Consider the following 21,458-nt stretch of genomic DNA (forward strand, 5'->3'; position numbering starts at 1 on the left):
CTCACTTCATTCCACGGATTTCGGGGGCGGGTTGCCCCTGGCTCCCCCGCCCCCACCGTCTCACTGCACGGGGAGGGTTCGGGGCCGCCACGACTCGCGACGGGCCTCGAACTGCGCGATCTTGTCTTCGTTGCGCAGCGTGAGCCCGATGTCATCGAGCCCTTCAAGGAGCCGCCATCTAGTGTAATCGTCGATCCCGATGTCGGCCTGGACGTCGCCGATCGAGGCGGTGCGCGCCTCGAGATCGACGGTGATCTGCACCCCGGGATTCCGGTCGATCTCGGCCCAGATCCGCTCAAGATCCTCTTCCGAGATGGTCGCGGCGAGGAGCCCCTGCTTGCCGGAGTTGCCGCGGAAGATGTCGGCGAAGCGCGGGCTGAGCACGACCGCGAAACCGAAGTCCCGCAGCGCCCAGACAGCGTGCTCGCGGCTGGAACCGGTGCCGAAGTCGGAGCCGGCGACGAGCACCGAGGCGCCCTGGAACGGCGCCTGGTTCAGGACGAAATCGGGGTCCTGACGCCAGGCGTGGAAGAGGGCGTCCTCGAAGCCCGTCTTGGTGACGCGCTTGAGGAAGACGGCGGGGATGATCTGGTCGGTGTCGACGTTGGAGCGCTTCAGCGGAGCGGCGATCCCGGTGTGGGTGATGAACTTCTCCATGATCAGGCCTCTTCTCCGACGGTCACGAGCAGGTCTGCGGGGCTGGACAGCGTGCCGCGGATCGCGGTCGCGGCGGCGACGAGGGGCGAGACCAGGTGCGTGCGCCCGCCCTTGCCCTGACGGCCTTCGAAGTTGCGGTTGGAGGTCGACGCGCAGCGCTCCCCCGGAGCGAGCTGATCGGGATTCATCCCGAGGCACATCGAGCAGCCGGCGAACCGCCACTCCGCCCCGAAGTCCGTGATGATCTTGTCCAGGCCCTCCGCCTCGGCCTCGAGGCGCACACGGGCGGAACCGGGCACCACCATGACCCGCACACCGTCGGCCTTCTTCTTGCCTTCGATGATCGACGCGAACGCGCGCAGATCCTCGATGCGGCTGTTGGTGCAGGAGCCCATGAACACCGCGTCGACCGGAACCTCCTTGAGAGGAGTGCCGGGTGTCAGGTCCATGTACTCCAGAGCGCGTTCTGCGGCCGCGCGCTCGTTCGGGTCGTCGATCTCTGCCGGGTTCGGTACGGATGCCGAGAGCGAGCTGCCCTGACCGGGGTTCGTGCCCCAGGTGACGAAAGGCTCGAGCTCGTCGGCATCGATGAGCACCTCGGCGTCGAACGTCGCGCCCTCGTCGGTCGGCAGCGTCCGCCAGTAGGCGACGGCATCCTCCCAGTCCTGGCCCTTCGGCGCGTGCTGGCGCCCTTCCAGATAGGCGAACGTCGTCTCGTCGGGCGCGACCATGCCGGCGCGTGCGCCGGCCTCGATCGACATGTTGCAGATCGTCATCCGGCCCTCCATCGAGAGCGCGCGGATGGCGCTGCCGCGGAACTCCAGGACGTAGCCCTGTCCGCCGCCCGTGCCGATCTTCGCGATGACGGCGAGGATGATGTCTTTCGCCGTCACACCGGGGCGCAGCTCGCCGTCGACGGTGATCGCCATGGTCTTGAACGGCTTCAACGGCAGTGTCTGGGTCGCCATCACGTGCTCGACCTCGCTGGTGCCGATGCCGAACGCCATGGCGCCGAACGCGCCGTGCGTGGATGTGTGCGAGTCGCCGCAGACGACCGTGATCCCCGGCATGGTCAGACCGAGCTGCGGGCCGACGACGTGCACGATGCCCTGCTCGGCATCGCCCAGCGAGTGCAGACGCACGCCGAACTCGGCGGCGTTGCGCCGCAGCGTCTCGATCTGGGTGCGGCTGGTCAGATCGGCGATGGGCTTGTCGATCTCCCACGTCGGAGTGTTGTGGTCCTCGGTCGCGATCGTGAGGTCGAGCCGACGCAGCGGCCGTCCTTCGCTCCGCAGGCCGTCGAAGGCCTGCGGGCTGGTGACCTCGTGCACCAGGTGCAGGTCGATGTAGATGAGGTCGGGTTCGCCGTTCTCGCCCTTGACGACGAGGTGGTCGTCCCAGACCTTCTCGGCGAGAGTTCTGGGACGTGCGGAATCGGCTGCAGATGCGGGGCTGTTCATGGCGTTTCTCCTGAAGCTGGCGGTTCGGCCCACGATGGACTCCGCGACGAGGAGGGGCTCAGAACGAGGTCTCGTCGCGGCCGCTAAGAAGAAGGAGCACGGTCCGCATGACGTCAGATTACCACCGCTCGAGCGCGCTCCGATCCGCCATGACACTCTGTTCTTCACCCGCACCACCGAGAGGCTTCGCATGACCGTAGAGACCGCCCGCTTCGCGACCCGCGCGGTCCACGCGGCGAGGAGCCGCGAGACGGCGGCACCCCGCGCCACCCCGATCTACCTCACCGCAGGGTTCGAGTTCGACGACTTCGACCATGCCGCCGACCACTTCGGCACAGGTACGGGCTTCGGCTACACGCGCACCGGGAACCCGACCGTGCGGGCCGCTGAGCGTCAGCTCGCCGCGCTCGAATCGGGCGCCGACGCCGTGCTCGTCGCCAGCGGTCAGGCGGCCGTGGTCACTGCTCTGCTGACCGTCGCCGGTGCGGGCGACCACATCGTCACCTCGACGCACATCTACGAGGGAACACGCGGGCTCCTCCTCGACAACCTCGCACGGCTCGGCATCGAGACGACGTTCATCGACGACATCGGCAACCCCGAGGCCTGGCGCGCGGCGATCCGTCCGAACACGCGCGCGCTGTTCGCCGAGTCGCTCGCCAACGCCCGCAACGACGTGCTCGACATCGCCGCCATCAGTGCGGTCGCCGACGAGTCGGCCATCCCGCTCATCGTCGACAACACGCTGGCCACGCCTTTCCTTCTCCGCCCCATCGAGCACGGCGCCGCGATCGTCGTGCACTCCGCGTCCAAGTTCCTCGCCGGGCACGGTTCGGTCCTCGGCGGCGTGATCATCGACGACGGCCGGTTCGATCCCGAGAAGGCGGGACACAACGCCCCGCACCTCGTCCTCCCCGGCCGCGGAGGACTGCCGAGTGTCGCTGCTCGCCACGGAGGCCGCGCCCGCATCGCCTATGCCCGCGAGTCGGTGGCCCCGCGATTCGGCGCATCGCCCTCTCCTCTCAACGCCTTCCTGATCGGACAGGGCGCCGAGACTCTCGGCCTGCGCGTCGAGCGGCAGTCCCGCAACGCCCTCGAGGTCGCGCGGTGGCTGCAGGCGCAGGACGAGGTCGAGAGCGTCGACTACGTCGGCCTCCCCTCGCACCCCGACCACGAGACGGCGCTGCGCTACCTGGAAGGCGGCTTCGGCTCGATCTTCACCTTCACGCTGCGCGGCGGCCTCGACGCCGCCCGTCAGTTCGTCGAGCAGGTGCAGGTGTTCACGCACATGACCCACATCGGCGACGTGCGCTCTCTCGTCCTGCATCCCGGCACCACGAGTCACGCGCAGCGCTCCGAAGAGGAACGCGAACAGCTCGGCGTGCGACCCGGCACGCTGCGCCTCTCCATCGGGATCGAGGACATCGAAGATCTCCTCTCCGACCTGACCCGGGTTCTCCACGCGGCGACGGAGGCAGTGGCATGACCCGCCCGCAGCACTTCGGCTGGTTCCTCGCCCGCGGGTTCGGCCCGCAGGGGTGGGGCTACCCGTCGCTCGACTGGGACTACGACTGGACGAGGCCCGAGATCTATCAGGAGGCCGCGCGCACTCTCGAGCAGGCGGGTTTCGATCTCGTCATCATCGAGGATGCGCCGTCGATGGGGTCTCCGGAGACGCTCGACATCCGCGTGCGCCACGCGTTCGGCGGTCCGAAGCACGATCCGCTCCTCCTCGCTCCCTACCTCTTCCAGGCGACGAAGCACCTCGGCGTCGTGCCGACCGTGAACCCGGCTGCGTCACTCCCCTACACCTCGGCTCGTCAGTTCGCGACGCTGCAGCACCTCAGCGCGAACCGTCTCGGGCTGAACGTCGTCACCGACACCGGAAGCGCACGGCACTTCTCCGACGCGGCGCAGCTCGGCCACGACGAGGCCTACGACCGGGCGGAAGAATGGCTCGACGGCATCCGCTCGCTCTGGCGCAGCTGGGATGACGGCGCGCTGGTCCAGGACCGCGCCACCGACGTGTACGCGGACGGCACGAAGATGCGCCGCGTGCAGCATCGCGGCACGCACTTCTCCTTCGACGGCCCCCTCAACGCGTTGCCCTTCCCCGAGGGCGAGCCGGCCATCATCTCCCCCGGCGGTTCGGGACGCGGTCTCGGGTTCGCGGGAGCGAACTCCGACGTGCAGCTCGCACTCGCGCCACTGCACGAGGCGTCCGTGCGGGCGTACCGGGCGAAGATCCACGACGCCGCCGTCGCCGCGGGCCGTCGTCCCGACGACATCAAGATCCTGTTCGCCATCCAGCCCGTGATCACGCCGTCCGCCGAAGAAGCGGATCGCATCGTCGCGGCATCCGCTCATCCCGACGAGGCCGCACTCGTGCAGATCGCGCGGAAGCAGTCGAGCGACCTGGAGACCGACCTCACCTCGCTCGACCTCGACAAGCCGCTCGACCTCTCGATCTTCGGCGCGCACGTCTCGCGCGGCAGCATCCAGCGGCTGGTCGGCGACCGCGGTGAGGACGCGCCGCTGCGCGCGCATCTCACGGCCCTGGTGCGTGCGGGACGATTCTCCGACCGCTCCGGTTTCGTCGGGACCGCCGAGGAGTTCGCCGACGTGATCGAGGAGCTCGGCGAGTGGGGCAACGACGGCGTGCTGCTCTGGGGCGATTTCCATCCGGTGAGCCTGCACCGCACGCTCGACGAGCTGGTGCCGGTGCTCCGCCGCCGCGGCATCCTCCGTCGCGAGTATGCCGACGGCGGACTGCAGGCGAACCTGCGCGCATTCTGACCGGATCGGCAGGCCGAGGCGCCTACCAGCCCTGAGAGCCGGGGATGCCCTTGAACGGGCCGACGACGGACGATGTGACCCAGCCGCCGTAGAACCCTCCCGGCTGCGGGTCGACGACCTCGTCACCGACCGTGCACTCGTCCATCGGGCCCGCGTACACCGCGACCCGATCGTTCAGCGTCTCGAACCCCGGCGACGGATCCGGGTAGTTCCATGCCGCGCCGTTGCGCCGGAGGGCTCCGCCCCGCACGTCGAAATAGCGAGCGGCGCCCTTGAACTCGCAGAACGAGGTGCCAGCGGCGTCCGTGAGGGCTCCCGGGACGAAGTCGGCGATCGGAAGATAGTAGACGGGAGGATGGCTCGTCTCGAGCACCCGCACCGCGTCACGGGTATCGGCGATCAGCTCGCCGCCGAGGCGGATGGTGACGCGCTCCGTGACCGGTTCCACCCGGGGCGGCCGGGGATAGTCCCAGACGGATTCCTGATCGGGGCCGGGAGCGACAGGGGTGGGTCGGCGCATCTGTTCACTGTACGTGGCTCGGTGTTGACTGGGCACATGAGCGCGATACCGATGTTCCCTCTCGGCTCGGTGCACTTCCCGTACACCCCGCTGGCACTGCGCGTGTTCGAACCGCGATACCTCACGATGATCGGGCAGCTCCTCGACGAGGACGACCCGGAGTTCGGTGTCGTGCTCATCGAACGCGGCCATGAGGTCGGCGGCGGCGACCGGCGGAGCACGGTCGGCACGATGGCGCGGCTCGTGAGCGTGGCGGCGGGGGCCGAGGTGCTGCAGACCGTGTCGGTCGGCGCCGGACGCTTCACCGTCGATCAGTGGCAGGACGACGAGCCCTACCCACGAGCCGAGGTGACGCCGCTCCCCGGGCTCGTCTGGAACGACGCTCTCACCCCGCTGCGCATCGAAGCCGAGGCTATCGTGCGGCGCACCCTTTCCCGGGCTCCGGAGGAAGCGCGGTGGGATGCCGACACCGAGCTCTCCGACGACCCGCTCGCCGCGGCGTGGCAGCTCGCCGCGATGGCGCCCCTCGGCGAATACGACCGGTACACCCTGCTGCGTTCGACGACCGTCGGGGCGCTGCTCCGTGAGGTCATCGACCTCACGCTCGAGGCGGAGATCCTGTGGTCAGCCGAGTGAGGTGCCGCTGACGCATCGCCAGGAACAACGGGAAGGTGAAGGCGAAAGCCGTCACCCCCGCGAGGACCACGTAGAGCCAACCGTGTCGCATCCCGAGCCGCCTCGACTCGACGATGATGAAGACGCAGCCCGCGATCGCCACGACGAGGAGATCGATCGAGATCGACGACACCGCGGGACCGCTGTTCAGCAGGTCGCCGATGAAGTCCACCATCTGCGTGATCGCCAGGACGTTGAAGATCCACGTCCCGACCAGTCCGGCTGCCGCCAGCACGAGGTACGCGATGGCCAGGGGCGTCCAATGACGAGTCATGGCGCCATGATCTCACTCGACGGGCGGTGCGACCTTCGCCGCGCGCTTCTCCCGCGAGGAGGCGATCAGGCTGGCGATCGTCGCGATCGTCATCGACACGAGGATGACGGCCAGCGACACCATGTTGTCGATGTCGGGCACCCACTCGACGTGCTGGCCGCCGTTGATGAACGGCAGCTCGTTCTCGTGCAGCGCGTGCAGGATCAGCTTGATGCCGATGAAGCCCAGGATCACCGCGATGCCGTAGTGCAGGTAGCGCAGACGATCGAGCAGGTCGCCGAGCAGGAAGTACAGCTGGCGCAGCCCCATCAGGGCGAAGATGTTCGCCGCGAAGACGAGGAAGCCGTTGGTGGTGATCTCGAAGATCGCGGGGATCGAGTCGATCGCGAAGATGAGGTCGGTCACGCCGATCGTGATGAACACGATCACCATGGGCGTGAACATGCGCTTGCCGTCGACCGTGGTGCGCAGCTTGGAACCGTCGTACTCCTCGCTGATGTCGATGCGGCGACGGAGCAGGCGCACGATGAAGTTCTCGCGCTTGACCTCGTCGTCGTGATCGCCCTCCGGCATCGCCTGCTTGATCGCCGTGTAGATGAGGAAGGCGCCGAAGATGTAGAAGATCGGCGAGAAGTGCTCGACGATCGCGACGCCGACGAGGATGAACGCGCCGCGGAGCACGAGGGCGATGATGATGCCGACCATCAGCACCTGCTGCTGCAGGCGCCGCGGCACGGCGAACTGGGCCATGATCAGCACGAACACGAAGAGGTTGTCGATGGAGAGGCTGTACTCGAGCGCCCAGCCGGTGATGAAGTCGCCGGCGTTCTGCCAGCCTCCGACGTTGCCGAGGAGCACCGCGAACAGCAGGGCGAGGGCGACGTAGAACACGACCCAGAGCGTGGATTCCTTCGTCGACGGGATGTGCGGGCGCAGGCGGATGAGCAGCAGGTCGCCGATCAGGATGACCGAGAGGACCACCATCGAGGTGATCTCGAACCAGAGAGGGATTACCAAGGGCGCACGGCACCTTTCGGAAGGGTCGGAAGAAGCCGAAAGTCTCTCCCCCGCACAGTGATGTGCGTCGCGCGCCCGGAGCAGCGATGACGGTGCTCGTGATGACGTTACGCGCGGATCCGGGATACTCCCTCTCGCGGGAGCAATGCTACCGGAGCAACAGTGCCGAGGAGAACGACATTGCGTGGTGGAATAGTCCTCGTGACCTCGACTTCGCGCCCAGACCACATCGACCACGGCATCGCTCCCCAGGAGGCCCGTCCCCGCAGCTCGTGGCCACGGGCGATCGGCTCTCTGATCTTCGTCAGCCGCTGGCTCCAGGCGCCGCTCTACCTCGGCCTGATCGTCGCGCAGATCGTCTACGTCATCGTGTTCATGGTCGAGCTGTGGCACCTGATCAGCGAGGACGTCTTCGGCGACATCCTGCACATCAAGGAAGCGACGATCATGCTGAGCGTGCTCGGGCTCATCGACGTCGTGATGATCGCGAACCTCCTGATCATGGTGATCATCGGCGGCTACGAGACCTTCGTGTCGCGCATCAACACCGAGGGGCATCCCGATCAGCCCGAGTGGCTCTCACACGTGAACGCGAACGTGCTCAAGGTGAAGCTCGCGATGGCGATCATCGGCATCTCCTCGATCCATCTGCTCAAGACCTTCATCGCAGTGGGTGCGATGGACGAGAACGGCATCAAGTCCTCCGAAGTCGACGGCCTCGGCAACTACACGCCGACCGGCGTGCTCTGGCAGGTCGTCATCCACATGGTCTTCATCGTCTCCGCCGTCGCCCTCGCCTGGATCGACAGGATGTCGCAGAGCACGGCGAGGGCCGCCCACGCCGCGGAGCAGACCGCCGCGCACTGAATCTGAGACGATGGGGCATCCGTCGACACTTTCCGAGTGAGAGACACCGAACGGAAACAGGATGCCCGTGCAGACGAGTGATCAGAAGTGGGCCGCACAGGCCGCGGCAGGCGACGAGAGCGCCTTCCGCGAGCTGTACCGCGCTCACGTACGGCCGGTCTACTGGATCGCCAACGGCATCCTCGCGTCGTCCGCCGACGCCGAGGATGTGACCCAGGAGACCTTCGTGGTCGCGTGGCGCAAGCTGCCCGGCCTCGAGCTCCAGGGCGAGTCGATCCTGCCGTGGCTGGCGACGATCTGCCGCTTCCAGGCCGCGAACCGGCTGCGCCAGCGGCGCCGCGACCAGGCACACACGGCGGCGGCCCTCGACGAGGACCTGCCCGACACGGTGAGCGTCGAGGAGCAGGTCATCACTGCGGACCTCGCCGCCCGGATCGCTGCCGAGGTCGGCACCCTGAGCGAGCTCGACCGCGAGATCTTCCGCTTGTGCGCGGCTGAGGGCTACGCCTATCAGGCTGCCGCCGAGGAACTCGGCGTGAGCCATGCGGTCGTTCGGAACCGTCTCTCCCGAGTGCGCACCCAGTTGCGCGGCGCCGTGAAGGAAGCGAGAGACGCATGAACGATCAGACCACCCGCGGGGAGCTGCCCGAGCTGTCCGACGAGACCATCGCGCGGATCGAGGACTCGGTCTTCTCCGCGATCGCGGAGGAGCGCTCTCCCGCGCGACCCTCCGCCGTCCGTGCCCGCACGCGACGCCGACGCTGGCTCACCGGCGCGGGAATCGCCGCCGCCTTCGTCGTGGGCGTGCTCGTGACTCCTCCGATCCTCGGAGCGGTCGGGGGCGGAACGACGATGTCCACGGCCGACGGCACGGGTGGGACGGTCGCCGAATCCGGCGCGGCGTCGCCGGAGCGACTGGGCGAGGTCGCGCCGGGCGCTGTCGACGGCAGTGCGACCGACTCCTCCGGATCGGCCGCCGGCGACGTCGCCGACGCGGACCGCGAGATCATCGCCACCGCCCATGCCACGGTGCAGGTGAAGAACATCGCGGATGCCGCGGCTGCCATCACCGCGCTGGCCGAGGAACGCGGCGGGTATGTCGAGAGCACCGAAGTCGGCAAGGCGGTCGCGGTCGACGGCACGACCGAACCGGCCCCCGCCGACTCCGGGTACGGATGGATCAGCATCCGCGTGCCGTCGGCGGACCTGTCCGACGTGATCGCGGCGCTGGACGAGTCCGGCGAAGTGCTCTCGTCGTCGATCTCGAAGCAGGACGTGACCTCGGTCGCGATCGATCTCCGGGCTCGCGTCGACGCGACGAAGGCATCGGTGACCCGCCTGACCGAGCTGATGGCCCAGTCGGGCACCGTGTCGGAGCTCATCGAGGCGGAGGTCGCTCTGACCGATCGTCAGGCGCAGCTGGAGTCGTACGAGCAGCAGCTCGCGTCGATCGAGGATCAGGTGGCGATGTCCACGCTCCAGGTGGAGTTGACGCGGACCGCGGCACCGACCACCGCGGATCCGGCCGGCTTCGGCGATGGCCTGCTGGCCGGTTGGAACGGTCTCGTGGTCTCGCTCAACGCCGTGGTGGTCGCCGTCGGCTTCATCCTGCCCTGGGTCGCGATCGCCGGAGTCGTCGTGCTGATCGTGTGGCTGATCCGCCGGGCACGACGCACGCATCCCGCGGCAGCATCGAACGGCCCCGCGCCCGACGCGGACTGATCTCGAGTCGAAGAGCCACTCCCCACGCCTGTCGGGAGTGGCTCTTTCACTGATATTCCGCGGTATACAAGAAGTCTTGTGGGAATCACCCGTCGGTCATAGCGTTTCCTTCCGTGGAAGACATCTCCGTGATCACCGCCGTGCATCACCCGCTCCGTCGCCGGATCTACGACTACCTGCAGCTCTTCGGCACCTCGCAGGTCACCGTGCTCTCCCGAGCGCTCGACAGTCAGGTCGGCAGCATCAGCCACCATCTGCGGATGCTGGAGCGCGCGGGTGTCGTGGAGCGCGCGGCCGACCCGACCGGCGACAGGCGCACCAGCTGGTGGACTGTCGCGCGACGCAGCCTCACGTGGTCGGCCGACGACTTCGCCGATTCCCCGGCCGATGCGCTCCTGGCGCGTGAGGCTCAGCGCCAGGGCATCCGGGTGCAGTTCGAGCGTCTGCAGCGCTGGCACCGCATGCACAACGATCCCGTCTATGCCGCCTATGTCGGGCACAGCATGGATGCCACCACGTGGGCTTCGCCGGACGAGCTGCAGGACCTCTCGAGCCGCCTTCTGCGCACCATGCGCGAATGGCGCGAGGAGATCGACCTCGACGACGGGCAGGACCGCACCCCGGTCTTCGTCTTCTCGCACGCCTTCCCGACGGAGCTCTGATGAGCACCCTGGTCGAACCCGTGCAGCTGATCGCACCGCCGGCCTTCCGTCGCGATCACCGCGTCCACGCCTGGATCGTCGTGAAGGCGCTGTCCGATGCGGGCGACGCCCTGTGGACGATCGCGCTCGCCTGGACCGCGATCCAGATCGCCACCCCTGCCATGGCCGGCCTGATCGTCGCCGCCGGCACGGTGCCCCGCGCGGCGGTCCTGCTGTTCGGCGGAGTCATCGCCGACCGTGCCGATGCCCGCCGAGTGATGCTGCTGTTCAACACGATCAGGGTCGGCGTGCTGGTCGCCGTGACCCTGTGGGTCCTGGCGGCCCCGCCCTCGGTGGCGGTGCTGCTGGCCGCCGCGATCGCCTTCGGTGTATGCGACGCCTTCTACGAACCGTCGGCAGGAACGATCGCTCGTCAACTCGTCCGTGCCTCCGACCTCCCGGCGTACGGTGCTGCCGCGCAGACGGCGTCTCGCCTGGGCACCATGGGCGGCGCCGCTGTCGGCGGCGTGATCGTGGCCCACGCCGGACTGGCAGGGAGCGCCGCCACGAACGCCCTCACCTTCACGGTCGTCGTGGCGTTCATCGCGATCTGGCAGCGACCGCGGTTCCTGCTCGCTCGCGCCGAGAAGCAGACCGCGCTGCGCGGGATCGCCAGCGGCTTCCGTCATCTCGGCGCCCATCCCCCCACCCGCACACTCGTCTTCGCGCTCTCCGGCCTCAATCTCGCCGTGGGCCCGGCCGTGGGCATCGGTCTCGCTCTCCGCGCGCACGACCAGGACTGGGGCGCACCCGCCGTCGGCCTGTTCGAAGCGCTCCTCGGACTGGGTGCAGCGATCGGCGCCGTCTCCGTCGCGAAATGGCGGCCGCGCCGAGAGGCCGTCGCCGGCTTCTGGGCCCTCGTCGTGCAGGGTGCCGGCATCGTCGCTCTCGGATTCGGGCCGATCTGGACCGTGGCCGCGTCGGCGTTCGTGGTCGGAGCCACGGCGGGATACGCGTCGGTGCTGCTGAGCGCGACCTTCTCGGCCACCGTCGACACGGCGTACCTCGGGCGCATGGGCTCGATCACACGACTGGGCGATGACTGCCTCATGCCCGTCGCCATGGCCGGATTCGGTGCCCTCGCGTCGGCGACGTCGGTCTGGGTGCCCTTCGTGCTGTTCGGCACCGCGATGATGGGCTTGATGATCGTGCCGTTGCGCACCTGCACCTTCCGGGAGATGTCGCTGAGGACGGCCGGGTGAGAGGTCTCCACCGATCGGCTCGTCGCGGCGGACCGGCGCGCCAGCCGACGCTAGAGTCATCGCCATGAGCAGCGCCGCCACCGACACGACGCCCCGCACCGCACCGGCGGGCCGCGACCTCACCCTCGACCTCGCGCGCGTGGTCTGCGTACTGCTCGTCGTGTTCGTGCACATCCTCTTCACCGGCGTCGGTCGCAACCCGGACGGGTCTCTGCTGATCGAGAAGACCGTGGAAGCACAGTCGTGGTTCACGGCGGCCTCCTGGATCGCGAACATCATGCCGCTGTTCTTCGTGGTCGGCGGCTACGCGGCGAGAGCCGGATGGAAGTCGGCGGTCGCCCGCGGCGACACGGCCGACACGTTCGTGCGCGTGCGGCTCGCACGCCTGGCGCGCCCCGCGCTCCCCCTCCTCCTCTTCCTGACGCTCGTGCTCGGGGCGACGCGGATGCTCGGCATCGATCCTGCTCTCGTCGACACCGTCGCGATCGGCGTCGGCTCTCCCCTCTGGTTCCTCGCGGCCTACATGATCGCCCAGGCCTTCGCACCGTGGATGATGCGGCTGCACGAGCGTCACGGTGCGTGGGTGCTGCTGGTGCTGTTCGCGGCATCCCTCGCCGTCGATGCCCTGCGGTTCCTCTTCGTCGGCGGAGTCCTCGGGATCGAGCCGGTTCGGCCGGGCGGCTACGGCCTCGGGCAGGAGCTCTTCGGCATCCCGAACATCGTGTTCGTCTGGCTGTTCGCACAGCAGGTCGGGTTCTTCCTCAACGACGGCTGGTTCGCCCGCAGGTCATGGTGGCAGCTCGTGCTCCTCATGGCGGGCGGCTACGCGCTGCTCGGCGGCCTCGTGTCGCTGGGCGGATACACCCGGAGCATGCTGGGCAATCAGTGGCCGCCGACCGCGACGATGGCCGCCCTCGCGATCATCCAGGCCGCGGCGCTCACGCTCCTGCATGTGCCTCTGACCGCGTTGATGCGCACGCGACCGGCGCAGGGTGCGGTGTTCCTGATCGGCTCCCGACTGATGACGATCTACCTCTGGCATCTGCCCGTGATCATGATGCTCATCGGCATCGAGCTCCTGCTGCCGCTCCCTCTCCCGGCGCCGGGGAGCCCGGTGTGGTGGTGGACGCGGCCGGTCTTCCTCGTGGTCGTGCTGGCCACCGTCTGGCTGCTCTCGCTGTGGCTGATCCGGTTCGAGAAGGTGCCCGCCGACGGCATCCCCCGCTTCCCGTCGCGGGCGGCGACCGTGTGCGCGGTTCTGCTGTTCGTGACACCGGTCATCGCGATCACGGCATACGGTCTGGACTTCACGCTCGCGGCCGTCGCCGTCGTCGGCGCGGCTGCGGCGCTGTGGCTGACGAGAAGCACGAGAGGCTGAATCCGCGCGCGGGAACGAAGAAAGCCCCCGGCGAACCGGGGGCTTTCTGGTGTCGTGTGACCCCAGCGGGATTCGAACCCGCGTTACCGCCGTGAGAGGGCAGCGTACTAGGCCGCTATACGATGGGGCCGTCTGGCGGGGCGTTTCCGTCCCGCGACAACCGTTCAAGTATGCCATGCAGATTCTTCCTCCGCAAAATCGAGCCGACCTCGACGAGCGCTCGGGCGTGGCGCGCGGCGATTGCGTTTGCCGCCGAGCCTCCGAAGGAGTTGACTCGTCTCATGCGCGTCACGAAGTTCGAACATGCCACTCTCCGCATCGACCAGAACGATGAGACCCTTCTGATCGACCCCGGTTCCTTCACCGCTCCCCTGATCGACCTCGGGAACCTCGTCGGCGTGGTGATCACGCACGAGCATCCGGATCACTGGACCTCGGATCACCTCGACCGCATCCTCCGCGACGCCCCGGGAACACCGATCTACGCACCGTCCGGAGTGGCGCGCGCCGCCGAGGGCTACGAGATCAACGTCGTCGCCCCGGGAGACACGATCGAGGTCGGCGGATTCCGCCTGCAGTTCTTCGGCGGCACGCACGAGGTCATCCACTCGTCCCTGCCGACCGTCGAGAACGTCGGAGTCCTCGTGAACGACGAGCTCTACTACCCGGGCGATTCCTACGCCGTCCCCGAGGGCATCGAGGTCGACACTCTCGCGGCTCCGCTCGGAGCGCCGTGGCTGAAGATCGGCGAGGCGATGGACTATGTGCTCGCGGTGAAGCCGCGGCGCGCGTTCGGCGTCCACGACATGACGCTCTCGGTCATCGGCAAGAACATGCATCGTCAGCGGCTGCAGTGGGCCACCGAGCAGGGCGGCGGAGAGTTCTTCGTGCTCGAGCCCGGCGAGTCGCTCGACCTCTGACCGTGCCGGACTCCCCTGCCGCGGAGCGGATCCTCGACGAAGCCGGTGTCCGCGCACTGGTCCGCGCTGTCGCGCCCGCGCTGGCGGAGCTGCCGCTGATCCGCGTCGCGGAAGGGTGGGACAACGTCACGTGGCGTCTCGGCGACGACCTCGCCGTCCGGATGCCGCGCCGCGCCCTCGCCGTGCCGCTCATCGAGCACGAGCAGCACGCCCTGCCGCTGCTCACCCCGGCTCTGAGCGGGGTCGGCGTGCGCACCCCGCTGCCGCTCGTCGTCGGAGCGCCCACGGCCGAGTTCCCCTGGCCCTGGTCGCTCCTGCCGTGGCTGCCGGGGCGGCAGGCGCTGGGGCTCCCGAGGGCGGACAACACCTCGTGGGCCGGAGACCTCGCCGTCGCGCTCCGCGCGCTCCACGTGCCGGCTCCCGACGATGCTCCGCACAATCCGGTGCGCGGCGTGCCTCTCTCGCACCGCGAGGACAGCGTACGCGCGCGCCTCGCCGATCTGCCGCCGTCGATCGCCGATCCCCTGGAGCGGATCTGGCGGAGCGGGCTCGCTGCGGCGCCCGCGACCGAATCCGTGTGGATCCACGGCGACCTGCATCCGGGGAACATCCTCGTCGACGGCGGCCGTCTCTCGGCGCTGATCGACTTCGGCGACGTCACCGCAGGCGACCCCGCGTACGATCTCGCCGCAGGCTGGCTCGCGTTCGACGCCGAAGGACGGCAGCAGTTCCGCCGCGCAGCGGGTGACCGCTACGACGAGCAGAGTTGGGTCCGTGCCCGTGCATGGGCAGCGGCCATCGCCGCCATCCTCGCGCATGCGAGCGACGACCGCGACGACCTCCGCACCCTCGGATTCGAGACGGCCGAGGAACTGCTCAAGGACGAGTGATCGCGCGCACCCGGAGCGACCGCGCCAGGTGGTCGCGCTGCTCGATCACGAGCCGACGGAGGGCAGCCGGCGCGTGCGCGTTCTCCGCGAGCCAGGAGTCGACCGGATCGAGCGAGTCGCTCGAAGGGAACAGCCCGAGCACGAGACGCTTCGCCAGTTCGATGCTCCGCGTGCTCCAGACGTCTCCGATCCGCGCGAAGTAGTCGGCGTCGAACTCCGCGATGAGGTCTCGGCGGCCTCCGGCGCGGAAGCCTGCGATCTCGGCGTCCAGGTGATCGTTGGTCAGCGACACATCACTCCACGCCGTGTCCCAGGCCGCACGACGCACGGCCGGATCCGGACGCGAGGCGAGCGCGCGCCGCGCCGCGGTGCGACCGGTGCCGGTGTCGTCACGTGCCTGCTCCGCGGCGACGTTGCCCGCGTCGGCGTGACCGGTCGTGACGAGTGCCGTCAGGAGCTGCCAGCGCAGATCCGGATCGACGACGAGCCCGTCCGCGACCTGCCCGTCGAGCATCGCCCGAACGTCGGCGTGGCGCGCGTCGTCGTACGCGGATGCCGAGGCGAAAGCCCGTGCCCAAGACAGCTGTGCGTCGCTCCCGGCATCCGCCGTCTGCAGCGCATTCCAGGTCGCCTCTGTCCACTGCCGCTGCTCGTCGGGACGCCGCGCGTCGTCGACGAACTGGCGCACCGTGTACGCCGCGTTGAGGAGGGCTCCGGAGAGCAGTCCGATGTTCGTCTCTCCCGGCGCGTGCGCGCGCACGATCGCGATGTAGCGCGCCGCGTCGAGCTCTCCGTCGCGCGTGGCGTTCCAGAGCGCCGACCACACGAGCGCCCGTGCCAGCGGGTCTTCGATGGCGGAGAGCGACTCCTCCACCGTGCGCAGCGATCGCTCGTCGAGGCGGGCCTTCGCGTAGGTCAGGTCGTCGTCGTTGACGATGACGAGATCGGCGTCCGCGAGTTCGATCCGCGTCCGCTCTTCCACGATGTCCACTTCGACCTGCTCGCGCCGCACGACGCGGCCGTCGACGCGATCGTAGAGACCGATGCGCAGCCGATGCGGCCGGGGCTCGGTCTGGACCAGGGTGCGATCGCCGTCGGCATCCGTCTCCAGCCAGAGCGCCGACACACCCGAGGTCTGCAGCCACGCGCGGGACCAGTCGCTCATGTCACGGCCCGAGACGGCGCTCAGCTGCACGAGGAAGTCGTCCAGCGTGGTGTTGCTGAACGCGTTCGCGGCGAAGTACCGTCGCGCGCCCTCGAAGAACGCGTCGTCGCCGACGAAGGCGACGAGCTGCTTCAGCACCGCCGCGCCCTTGGCGTAGGTGATGCCGTCGAAGTTCAGCTTGGCGGCCTCGAGGTCGGTGATGTCGGCGACGATCGGATGCGTCGTCGGCAACTGATCCTGCTGATAGGCCCACGCCTTGCGCTTCGCGGCGAAGCTGACCCAGGCGTCGTGGAACCTGGTGGCCACGGCCGAGGCGTGCGAACCCATGTAATCGGCGAAGGACTCCTTCAGCCAGAGGTCGTCCCACCACTTCATCGTGACGAGGTCGCCGAACCACATGTGCGCCATCTCGTGCAGGATCGTGTTCGCCCGTCCCGCGCGCTGCGCGTCGGTCGCCGCGCCGCGGGAGATGTAGCTCTCCGTGAAGGTCACGAGCCCCGGGTTCTCCATCGCGCCGAGGTTGTACTCCGGGACGAAGATCTGGTCGTACTTGCCCCACGGGTAGGGGTAGGCGAAGGCATCCGTGAAGAAGTCGAGGCCCTGACGCGTGACCTCGAGGATCTCGTCGGACTCGAGGTGCTCCGCCAGAGAGCGGCGCACGAAGACGCCGAGCGGGATGTGCTGGTCACCGCGCTCCCATGCGCCGTCGATCCGGGCGTACGGTCCTGCGGCCACGGCCGTGATGTAACTCGAGATCGGCAGCGTCGGAGCGAACTCGACGCGCTGGATGCCCAGCCCTCGATCCGTGCGCGCCGGCGACTGGTTCGAGAGGACCTCCCATCCGGAGGGCGCATCGACGACGAACGTGTACGCCGCCTTCATGTCGGGCTGCTCGAAGCAGGCCATCACACGGCGCGAATCGGCCGGCTCGTACTGGGTATAGAGGTAGGTCGCGTCGTCGACCGGGTCGTGGAAGCGGTGCAGTCCCTCACCGGAGCGGCTGTACGCGCCCACGGCCTCGACGCGCACCACGTTCGACGGAGCCAGGCCCGTCAGCGCGATCCGCGCTCCGTCGTAGTCGACAGCGCGCTCTTCGCCGTTCACGACGAGCCGGCGCACCTCTTCACCGATGAAGTCGAGCCATGTCGCGTCGTCCGTCGCGTCGAACTCGAGAGTCGTCGTCGTCGGGAATCCGGTCCGCGCGCGCTCGGGCGCGCCCGTGAGATCGAGCTCGACACGGATGCTGCGCAGGGTGACCGCCGCGGATCGCGCCGCGGTCTCCTGTCGGCTGAGGTTGGCGGTGTCCATGCCTCCATCCTTTCATTCACGCAGCCGACAGCCGCACCGCTGCGCTTCCGCTCACCGCCGACGCCCGCCCTTCTGCCGCCGATTCGCCTTGCGTGACGTCTCGGGCCCGCCGAGGAGCCGGCGGATGGCCGTCTCCGGCGTCACGGTCAGGTCGAGCGTCTGGCCGCGGCCGTAGAGCGTGAAGACCCGGGGATCGATGTAACTCCCCCGCGCGACCGCGGTCGTGTTCCCGAGAGCGGTCGCCGTCGCCTGGACCGCGAGACGCTCGGCCCTCTCCTTGTCGCGGCGGCTGTCGAGCGCTCCGATCCGTGCCAGCGCATCGGCCGCCGTGATCGTGCCGTGGAGGGTTCGGAAGTCCTTCGCTGAGAACGTGGCCCCGGTGATCTCGCGGATGTACGCATTGACCTCCGCCGGGGTGATGCGCACACGCCGACGCCCCTTGCGGTACGCCAGCAGGAACTCCCGGGCGCCGCCCGCGGCGAACTCCGTGAGCGCCTCGGCGAGCGAGTCGTCGGTGATCTCGATCGACGCCGTTCGACCGCTCTTCGCCGGGAAGGACAGGGCGACATCGCTGCCGTCGAGCTTCACGTCGCGTCGGCGCAGAGTCGTCAGACCACGGCTGCCGTGCCGCGCGAGGTACCGCTCGGATCCGATGCGGAGTGCGGCGTCGTCGAGAAGACGGAAGGAGATGGCGAGGGCCTTGTCCTTGGTCTGCCCGTCGTCGCCGAGCGCGCGCGTCACCTGCGCTCGCGCGCTGGGCAGCGCGGCGGCGAGCTCGAGCGCGCGGACGAACTTGCGTCGATCGCGCGAGACACGCCAGAGCGGGTGGTACAGGTACTGCTTGCGACCGGCCTCATCGACGCCCACGGCCTGGATGTGGGCCAGCGGATCGGCGGCGATCCACACGTCGGTCCAGGCCGGTGGAATCACCAGGTCATGGATCCGCTCCCGATCGGCCTCCGGAGCGACCGCACCCGCCGGATCCACGAAACGGAACCCGGAACCCGATCGCACCCGTCGGAATCCCGGGTCGTCCCCGGGAACGACGCGATTCAGTCTCGCCATCCGTACTGCCTCCCTCGACTCGTTCTCGGATCGAGGATGCAGGCCCTCACACGTCTGCGGAAGGGAGTGGCGTCGCATGCTCCGCCGTGCTATCCGTCTTCGGCTCGGGGTGCGGCGAAGGTGCTGCGCATGTGGTCGCTCGTGAGGAAGTCGGCGATCCCGATCATGATCAGGCTGAAGACGATCTGCTCCGACACCATCCAGAGCGGATACAGGCCGGGGATCGCCGCCATCACGAGCGTGATGATCGGGAAGATCTGCGCGAACAGCCGCAGCCGCCGGTATGCCCACCGCCACCCGCGCTGCGCCCGCCAGGCGAAGTAGAACAGTGTGGCGGTCATCGCGAGCACGACGAGTGTGCGCATCCAGACGGCGAACGAGACCGACTCCCCGTCGACGGCGAGCAGCAGCGCGACGATGACCGCCCCGACGCCGATCACGAGCTCGACGACGAGGAGCCAGAGGATCCAGGTGAAGGCCCGCACGGTCTTGGGGTGCGTGCGATCGGCCTCGCTGATGGCGACACCGGCCTGCCGCCCGCCCGCGATCCGGTCGAGACGGAGGAAGAGCGATTCCAGAGCCATAGTGGGAGCCTATGGGCTTCGATCTCCGCCGGCCTCGTCCGTTCGATGGATATCGGATGCGCCGGCGCCCTCGACCTCCGCTGCATCCTCGGCGCCGACCGGAGGCACCCCGTTGGCCTCGGGGGTGATCACCCGTTCGAGCACCAGCGCCAGCACGCCGACGGCGAGGGTCCCGACGATCATCACGCCGATGAACCAGCCGTCCCATCCCCCGCCCAGCATCACGCCGGCAACGAGCGGGCCCGTGATCGCGCCGCCCTGGAAGGCCGCCGAATTGATCGCGTTGTACCGCCCCCGCGTGCGGTCCGAGGCGAGGTCGTTGTAGATCGCGGGAACCGTCGGCTGCAGCATCGTCTCGCCGAACGCGAAGACGCCCATGAAGGCGATCACGCCGATCGCGGCCGTCAACGAGCCGGGAAGGAACCCCGTCGTCCCGAGCACCACCCATGACAGTGCCCAGATGAGCGCCATCACCTGCATGACCCTGGTGCGTCGCCTGCCCGAGATGAGTCGGAGGACGGTGAACTGCAGCAGTACGATCACGACCGTGTTCGCGGCGAACGAGAGCCCGACCACCTGGGTCGACACCTCGGAGACCTGTCGCGCGAAAGCGGGGAACCCGGCCTCCATCTGCCCGTATCCGATGAACACCGCCAGGAAGGTCAGCACGGTGAGCCACAGCACGGCGGGCCTGCGCAGGATCTCGCGATAGCCTCCGACCGGCGGCGCGTCGGCCTCGGCTTCGTGCTGGGTCCGCACGTGTCGGAGCGGTCCGAGCAGCAGTGCCAGCGGGATCAGGCTGGTCGCCGCGTCGATGAGGAAGATCGCCGTGAACGTGCCCGGATCGTTCACATCGACGAAGAAGCCGCCGATCACCCCGCCGACGCCGATACCCAGATTGACCAGGGCGAAGTTGACGCCGAAGTACTGCTGGCGCGCCTCGCCGTCGACGACCGTGGCGATGAGCGCATTGAATCCCGGCCACGAGACCCCGAAGTTCACGCCGATGAGGACGACGGCGATGGCCGCGACGGCAGGATGCGTGGCGAAGGCGAGCAGCGTGCAGCCCGCGATCATCGACAGCAGTCCGACGATCAGCACCCGCCTCGCGCCGACGCGGTCGATCAGCGTTCCGCCGGGGCCGGTGACGAGCAGTCCGGTGATCGCGATGAGGCTCATCAGCGCACCGGAGACCCCGAGGTCGAAGCCTCGCACCTCGTGGAAGTAGATGATCGTGAACGGCAGCGTCATGCCGCGCCCGAGGGTCTGGATCGCGACCGTGGACAGCAGCCATCGCCCCTCGGTGGGCAGCGCGTTCCAGAACGTCTTCATGCCGGTCACCCGAGCATTCTCGCGGATGCCTCCGACATCTCTCTCGGCACTGCCCGATACCCCTGATTCGGCAGGTGGATTGTCCGGATCCCGCTGGTTCTGAGATGATCCTGAACATGGCACTGTCATTCGAGGAGTTCCGCACGGCCCTGCTTCCCGCGGACGGCCGCGCGTTCCTCGGCATCCAGCTGACGGATGCCGAAGCCCGGCAGGTTCACGACGACCCGGCGTCGGCGCAGAGCTGGTACTCCTACTGGCTCACGACGCCTGCCGCCCAGGCGCCTCCCGCGACGCCCTACGCGACAGTGCCGGTCGCTCCGCTCGGCGATCACGATCTGACCGGCATCGCCCCGTCCGCCCCTGGCGCATACGCCGGAGGAATGTCGTACCCGTCGGCCCTCCCGCCGACGGACACGGTCCCGCGGAAGAAGAACGTGGGGCTGTGGGTCACGCTGTCGATCGTCGGGGCGCTCCTGCTCATCGCGATCATCGTCGTGGTCGTCGCGTTCACGACGGCACGGCACTGGACGAAGGTGGATGCGCCGGAGAAGCCGGAGACGTTCCACAGCGAGGAGTACGAGACCGGCCTGTACCTCGTGGCGGATGACGGCGTGAGCCCGTGTGTCGTCGACCAGGACTGGACCGACTGCATCGCCGCCATGGAGGTGCAGTACGCGGGGGCATGCGCCGACGTGGAACTGGTCCCGGCCGCGGTGACTCTCTGTGCGCAGCACCGTGCCGAGATCGATCGCATGATCTCGGAGGACACCGACGGCACCGTCGTCGCCTCGCTCGGTGACTTCGGACACCTCACGCGCACTCCGGAGATCGCGACGCGAGAGGTATCGAACGACGACTACGAGCCCGCGGTCACCCATGAGGCCGTGTGCTACCTCGGCTTCATCGGAGAGTGCGAGTAGTCGCG

General features: G+C 68.6%; 21 protein-coding genes and 1 tRNA gene. 12 read left to right on the forward strand and 10 right to left on the reverse strand.

All coding sequences use genetic code 11. From position 1 onward, the window contains the following. Window positions 1-60: 60 nt before the first annotated feature. Both leuD and leuC read right to left on the reverse strand, forming a co-directional pair. A complete protein-coding gene (gene leuD / locus LC452_RS11160; protein ID WP_223625151.1) occupies window positions 61-657 on the reverse strand; it encodes a 3-isopropylmalate dehydratase small subunit in 597 nt (198 codons plus the stop codon). Between the two features lie 2 nt (window positions 658-659). Further along, the gene (gene leuC / locus LC452_RS11165; protein ID WP_223625154.1) at window positions 660-2,117 is read right to left on the reverse strand and encodes a 3-isopropylmalate dehydratase large subunit; all 1,458 of its coding nucleotides are present in this window, start codon (window positions 2,115-2,117) and stop codon (window positions 660-662) included. Window positions 2,118-2,307: 190 nt separating this feature from the next. Between leuC and LC452_RS11170 the strand changes: the two genes are divergently transcribed. Both LC452_RS11170 and LC452_RS11175 read left to right on the forward strand, forming a co-directional pair. After that, entirely contained in the window at window positions 2,308-3,603 is a 1,296-nt protein-coding gene (locus LC452_RS11170) for an O-acetylhomoserine aminocarboxypropyltransferase/cysteine synthase family protein (protein ID WP_223625156.1), read from the forward strand. Further along, window positions 3,600-4,913: an LLM class flavin-dependent oxidoreductase gene (locus tag LC452_RS11175; protein WP_223625157.1), complete on the forward strand. Its 1,314-nt coding sequence runs from the start codon at window positions 3,600-3,602 to the stop codon at window positions 4,911-4,913. Before LC452_RS11170 ends, LC452_RS11175 begins: the two co-directional genes overlap by 4 nt. Before the next feature lie 22 nt (window positions 4,914-4,935). On the opposite strand, the gene LC452_RS11180 is transcribed toward LC452_RS11175, so the two are convergent. Further along, window positions 4,936-5,433 (reverse strand): DUF427 domain-containing protein, encoded by a 498-nt coding sequence (locus LC452_RS11180; RefSeq protein WP_223625159.1) that lies wholly within the window; start codon window positions 5,431-5,433, stop codon window positions 4,936-4,938. A 36-nt stretch (window positions 5,434-5,469) separates the two neighbouring features. On the opposite strand from LC452_RS11180, the gene LC452_RS11185 reads away from it, so the two are divergent. Further along, window positions 5,470-6,069, forward strand: a complete 600-nt coding sequence (locus LC452_RS11185) for an LON peptidase substrate-binding domain-containing protein (RefSeq protein ID WP_223625161.1) — start codon at window positions 5,470-5,472, stop codon at window positions 6,067-6,069. Here the strand turns inward: LC452_RS11185 and LC452_RS11190 are convergent. Together LC452_RS11190 and LC452_RS11195 are read right to left on the reverse strand one after the other, a co-directional pair. After that, window positions 6,032-6,382 (reverse strand): DUF2834 domain-containing protein, encoded by a 351-nt coding sequence (locus tag LC452_RS11190; protein ID WP_223625164.1) that lies wholly within the window; start codon window positions 6,380-6,382, stop codon window positions 6,032-6,034. The genes LC452_RS11185 and LC452_RS11190 overlap by 38 nt on opposite strands. Before the next feature lie 12 nt (window positions 6,383-6,394). Then, on the reverse strand, window positions 6,395-7,399 hold the full coding sequence (locus tag LC452_RS11195; RefSeq protein ID WP_223625166.1) for a TerC/Alx family metal homeostasis membrane protein: 1,005 nt from the start codon (window positions 7,397-7,399) through the stop codon (window positions 6,395-6,397). A gap of 201 nt (window positions 7,400-7,600) precedes the next feature. Here LC452_RS11195 and LC452_RS11200 point away from each other — a divergent pair, with 201 nt between their 5' ends. The 6 genes from LC452_RS11200 to LC452_RS11225 all read left to right on the forward strand — a co-directional run bounded on the left by LC452_RS11200 (window position 7,601) and on the right by LC452_RS11225 (window position 13,269). Continuing rightward, entirely contained in the window at window positions 7,601-8,266 is a 666-nt protein-coding gene (locus LC452_RS11200; protein WP_223625168.1) for a TIGR00645 family protein, read from the forward strand. Between the two features lie 61 nt (window positions 8,267-8,327). Beyond that, the gene (locus LC452_RS11205) at window positions 8,328-8,885 is read left to right on the forward strand and encodes an RNA polymerase sigma factor (RefSeq protein ID WP_223625171.1); all 558 of its coding nucleotides are present in this window, start codon (window positions 8,328-8,330) and stop codon (window positions 8,883-8,885) included. After that, window positions 8,882-9,988: a DUF4349 domain-containing protein gene (locus tag LC452_RS11210; RefSeq protein WP_223625173.1), complete on the forward strand. Its 1,107-nt coding sequence runs from the start codon at window positions 8,882-8,884 to the stop codon at window positions 9,986-9,988. The genes LC452_RS11205 and LC452_RS11210 overlap by 4 nt, the downstream gene beginning before the upstream one ends. Before the next feature lie 113 nt (window positions 9,989-10,101). Then, window positions 10,102-10,650, forward strand: coding sequence for a winged helix-turn-helix domain-containing protein (locus tag LC452_RS11215; RefSeq protein WP_223625176.1), 549 nt, complete (start codon window positions 10,102-10,104; stop codon window positions 10,648-10,650). Continuing rightward, a complete protein-coding gene (locus LC452_RS11220) occupies window positions 10,650-11,891 on the forward strand; it encodes an MFS transporter (protein ID WP_223625178.1) in 1,242 nt (413 codons plus the stop codon). The genes LC452_RS11215 and LC452_RS11220 overlap by 1 nt, the downstream gene beginning before the upstream one ends. A 64-nt stretch (window positions 11,892-11,955) precedes the next feature. Then, window positions 11,956-13,269, forward strand: coding sequence for an acyltransferase family protein (locus LC452_RS11225; protein WP_223625180.1), 1,314 nt, complete (start codon window positions 11,956-11,958; stop codon window positions 13,267-13,269). 57 nt (window positions 13,270-13,326) lie between these two features. Here the strand turns inward: LC452_RS11225 and LC452_RS11230 are convergent. After that, window positions 13,327-13,399: transfer RNA gene (locus LC452_RS11230), tRNA-Glu, on the reverse strand. Window positions 13,400-13,550: 151 nt separating this feature from the next. Here LC452_RS11230 and LC452_RS11235 point away from each other — a divergent pair. Together LC452_RS11235 and LC452_RS11240 are read left to right on the forward strand one after the other, a co-directional pair. After that, window positions 13,551-14,189 carry an MBL fold metallo-hydrolase gene (locus tag LC452_RS11235; protein ID WP_223625181.1) on the forward strand — a complete coding sequence of 213 codons (639 nt, stop codon included), beginning with the start codon at window positions 13,551-13,553 and terminating at the stop codon, window positions 14,187-14,189. 2 nt (window positions 14,190-14,191) lie between these two features. After that, window positions 14,192-15,079: an aminoglycoside phosphotransferase family protein gene (locus LC452_RS11240; RefSeq protein ID WP_223625183.1), complete on the forward strand. Its 888-nt coding sequence runs from the start codon at window positions 14,192-14,194 to the stop codon at window positions 15,077-15,079. Here the strand turns inward: LC452_RS11240 and pepN are convergent. The 4 genes from pepN to LC452_RS11260 all read right to left on the reverse strand — a co-directional run bounded on the left by pepN (window position 15,066) and on the right by LC452_RS11260 (window position 20,533). After that, complete coding sequence (pepN, locus tag LC452_RS11245) at window positions 15,066-17,552, reverse strand: aminopeptidase N (protein WP_223625185.1); 2,487 nt, start codon at window positions 17,550-17,552, stop codon at window positions 15,066-15,068. The genes LC452_RS11240 and pepN overlap by 14 nt on opposite strands. 51 nt (window positions 17,553-17,603) lie before the next feature. After that, on the reverse strand, window positions 17,604-18,617 hold the full coding sequence (locus LC452_RS11250) for a DNA topoisomerase IB (protein ID WP_223625187.1): 1,014 nt from the start codon (window positions 18,615-18,617) through the stop codon (window positions 17,604-17,606). A gap of 89 nt (window positions 18,618-18,706) precedes the next feature. After that, entirely contained in the window at window positions 18,707-19,201 is a 495-nt protein-coding gene (locus LC452_RS11255; RefSeq protein ID WP_223625189.1) for a hypothetical protein, read from the reverse strand. Between the two features lie 9 nt (window positions 19,202-19,210). After that, window positions 19,211-20,533 carry an MFS transporter gene (locus LC452_RS11260; protein ID WP_223627638.1) on the reverse strand — a complete coding sequence of 441 codons (1,323 nt, stop codon included), beginning with the start codon at window positions 20,531-20,533 and terminating at the stop codon, window positions 19,211-19,213. Between the two features lie 116 nt (window positions 20,534-20,649). Between LC452_RS11260 and LC452_RS11265 the strand changes: the two genes are divergently transcribed. Continuing rightward, entirely contained in the window at window positions 20,650-21,453 is an 804-nt protein-coding gene (locus LC452_RS11265) for a hypothetical protein (protein ID WP_223625191.1), read from the forward strand. Window positions 21,454-21,458 lie beyond the last annotated feature (5 nt).

Origin of the sequence: Microbacterium sp. EST19A, assembly GCF_019969685.1 — a bacterium.
Lineage (GTDB): Bacteria > Actinomycetota > Actinomycetes > Actinomycetales > Microbacteriaceae > Microbacterium.

Coding starts and splice junctions, on each gene's coding strand:
- leuD (WP_223625151.1), bottom strand. CDS start 657: ATGGAGAAGTTCATCACCCACACCGGGATCGCCGCTCCGCTGAAGCGC.
- leuC (WP_223625154.1), bottom strand. CDS start 2,117: ATGAACAGCCCCGCATCTGCAGCCGATTCCGCACGTCCCAGAACTCTC.
- LC452_RS11170 (WP_223625156.1), top strand. CDS start 2,308: ATGACCGTAGAGACCGCCCGCTTCGCGACCCGCGCGGTCCACGCGGCG.
- LC452_RS11175 (WP_223625157.1), top strand. CDS start 3,600: ATGACCCGCCCGCAGCACTTCGGCTGGTTCCTCGCCCGCGGGTTCGGC.
- LC452_RS11180 (WP_223625159.1), bottom strand. CDS start 5,433: ATGCGCCGACCCACCCCTGTCGCTCCCGGCCCCGATCAGGAATCCGTC.
- LC452_RS11185 (WP_223625161.1), top strand. CDS start 5,470: ATGAGCGCGATACCGATGTTCCCTCTCGGCTCGGTGCACTTCCCGTAC.
- LC452_RS11190 (WP_223625164.1), bottom strand. CDS start 6,382: ATGACTCGTCATTGGACGCCCCTGGCCATCGCGTACCTCGTGCTGGCG.
- LC452_RS11205 (WP_223625171.1), top strand. CDS start 8,328: ATGCCCGTGCAGACGAGTGATCAGAAGTGGGCCGCACAGGCCGCGGCA.
- LC452_RS11210 (WP_223625173.1), top strand. CDS start 8,882: ATGAACGATCAGACCACCCGCGGGGAGCTGCCCGAGCTGTCCGACGAG.
- LC452_RS11220 (WP_223625178.1), top strand. CDS start 10,650: ATGAGCACCCTGGTCGAACCCGTGCAGCTGATCGCACCGCCGGCCTTC.
- LC452_RS11225 (WP_223625180.1), top strand. CDS start 11,956: ATGAGCAGCGCCGCCACCGACACGACGCCCCGCACCGCACCGGCGGGC.
- LC452_RS11235 (WP_223625181.1), top strand. CDS start 13,551: ATGCGCGTCACGAAGTTCGAACATGCCACTCTCCGCATCGACCAGAAC.
- pepN (WP_223625185.1), bottom strand. CDS start 17,552: ATGGACACCGCCAACCTCAGCCGACAGGAGACCGCGGCGCGATCCGCG.
- LC452_RS11250 (WP_223625187.1), bottom strand. CDS start 18,617: ATGGCGAGACTGAATCGCGTCGTTCCCGGGGACGACCCGGGATTCCGA.
- LC452_RS11255 (WP_223625189.1), bottom strand. CDS start 19,201: ATGGCTCTGGAATCGCTCTTCCTCCGTCTCGACCGGATCGCGGGCGGG.
- LC452_RS11260 (WP_223627638.1), bottom strand. CDS start 20,533: ATGAAGACGTTCTGGAACGCGCTGCCCACCGAGGGGCGATGGCTGCTG.
- LC452_RS11265 (WP_223625191.1), top strand. CDS start 20,650: ATGGCACTGTCATTCGAGGAGTTCCGCACGGCCCTGCTTCCCGCGGAC.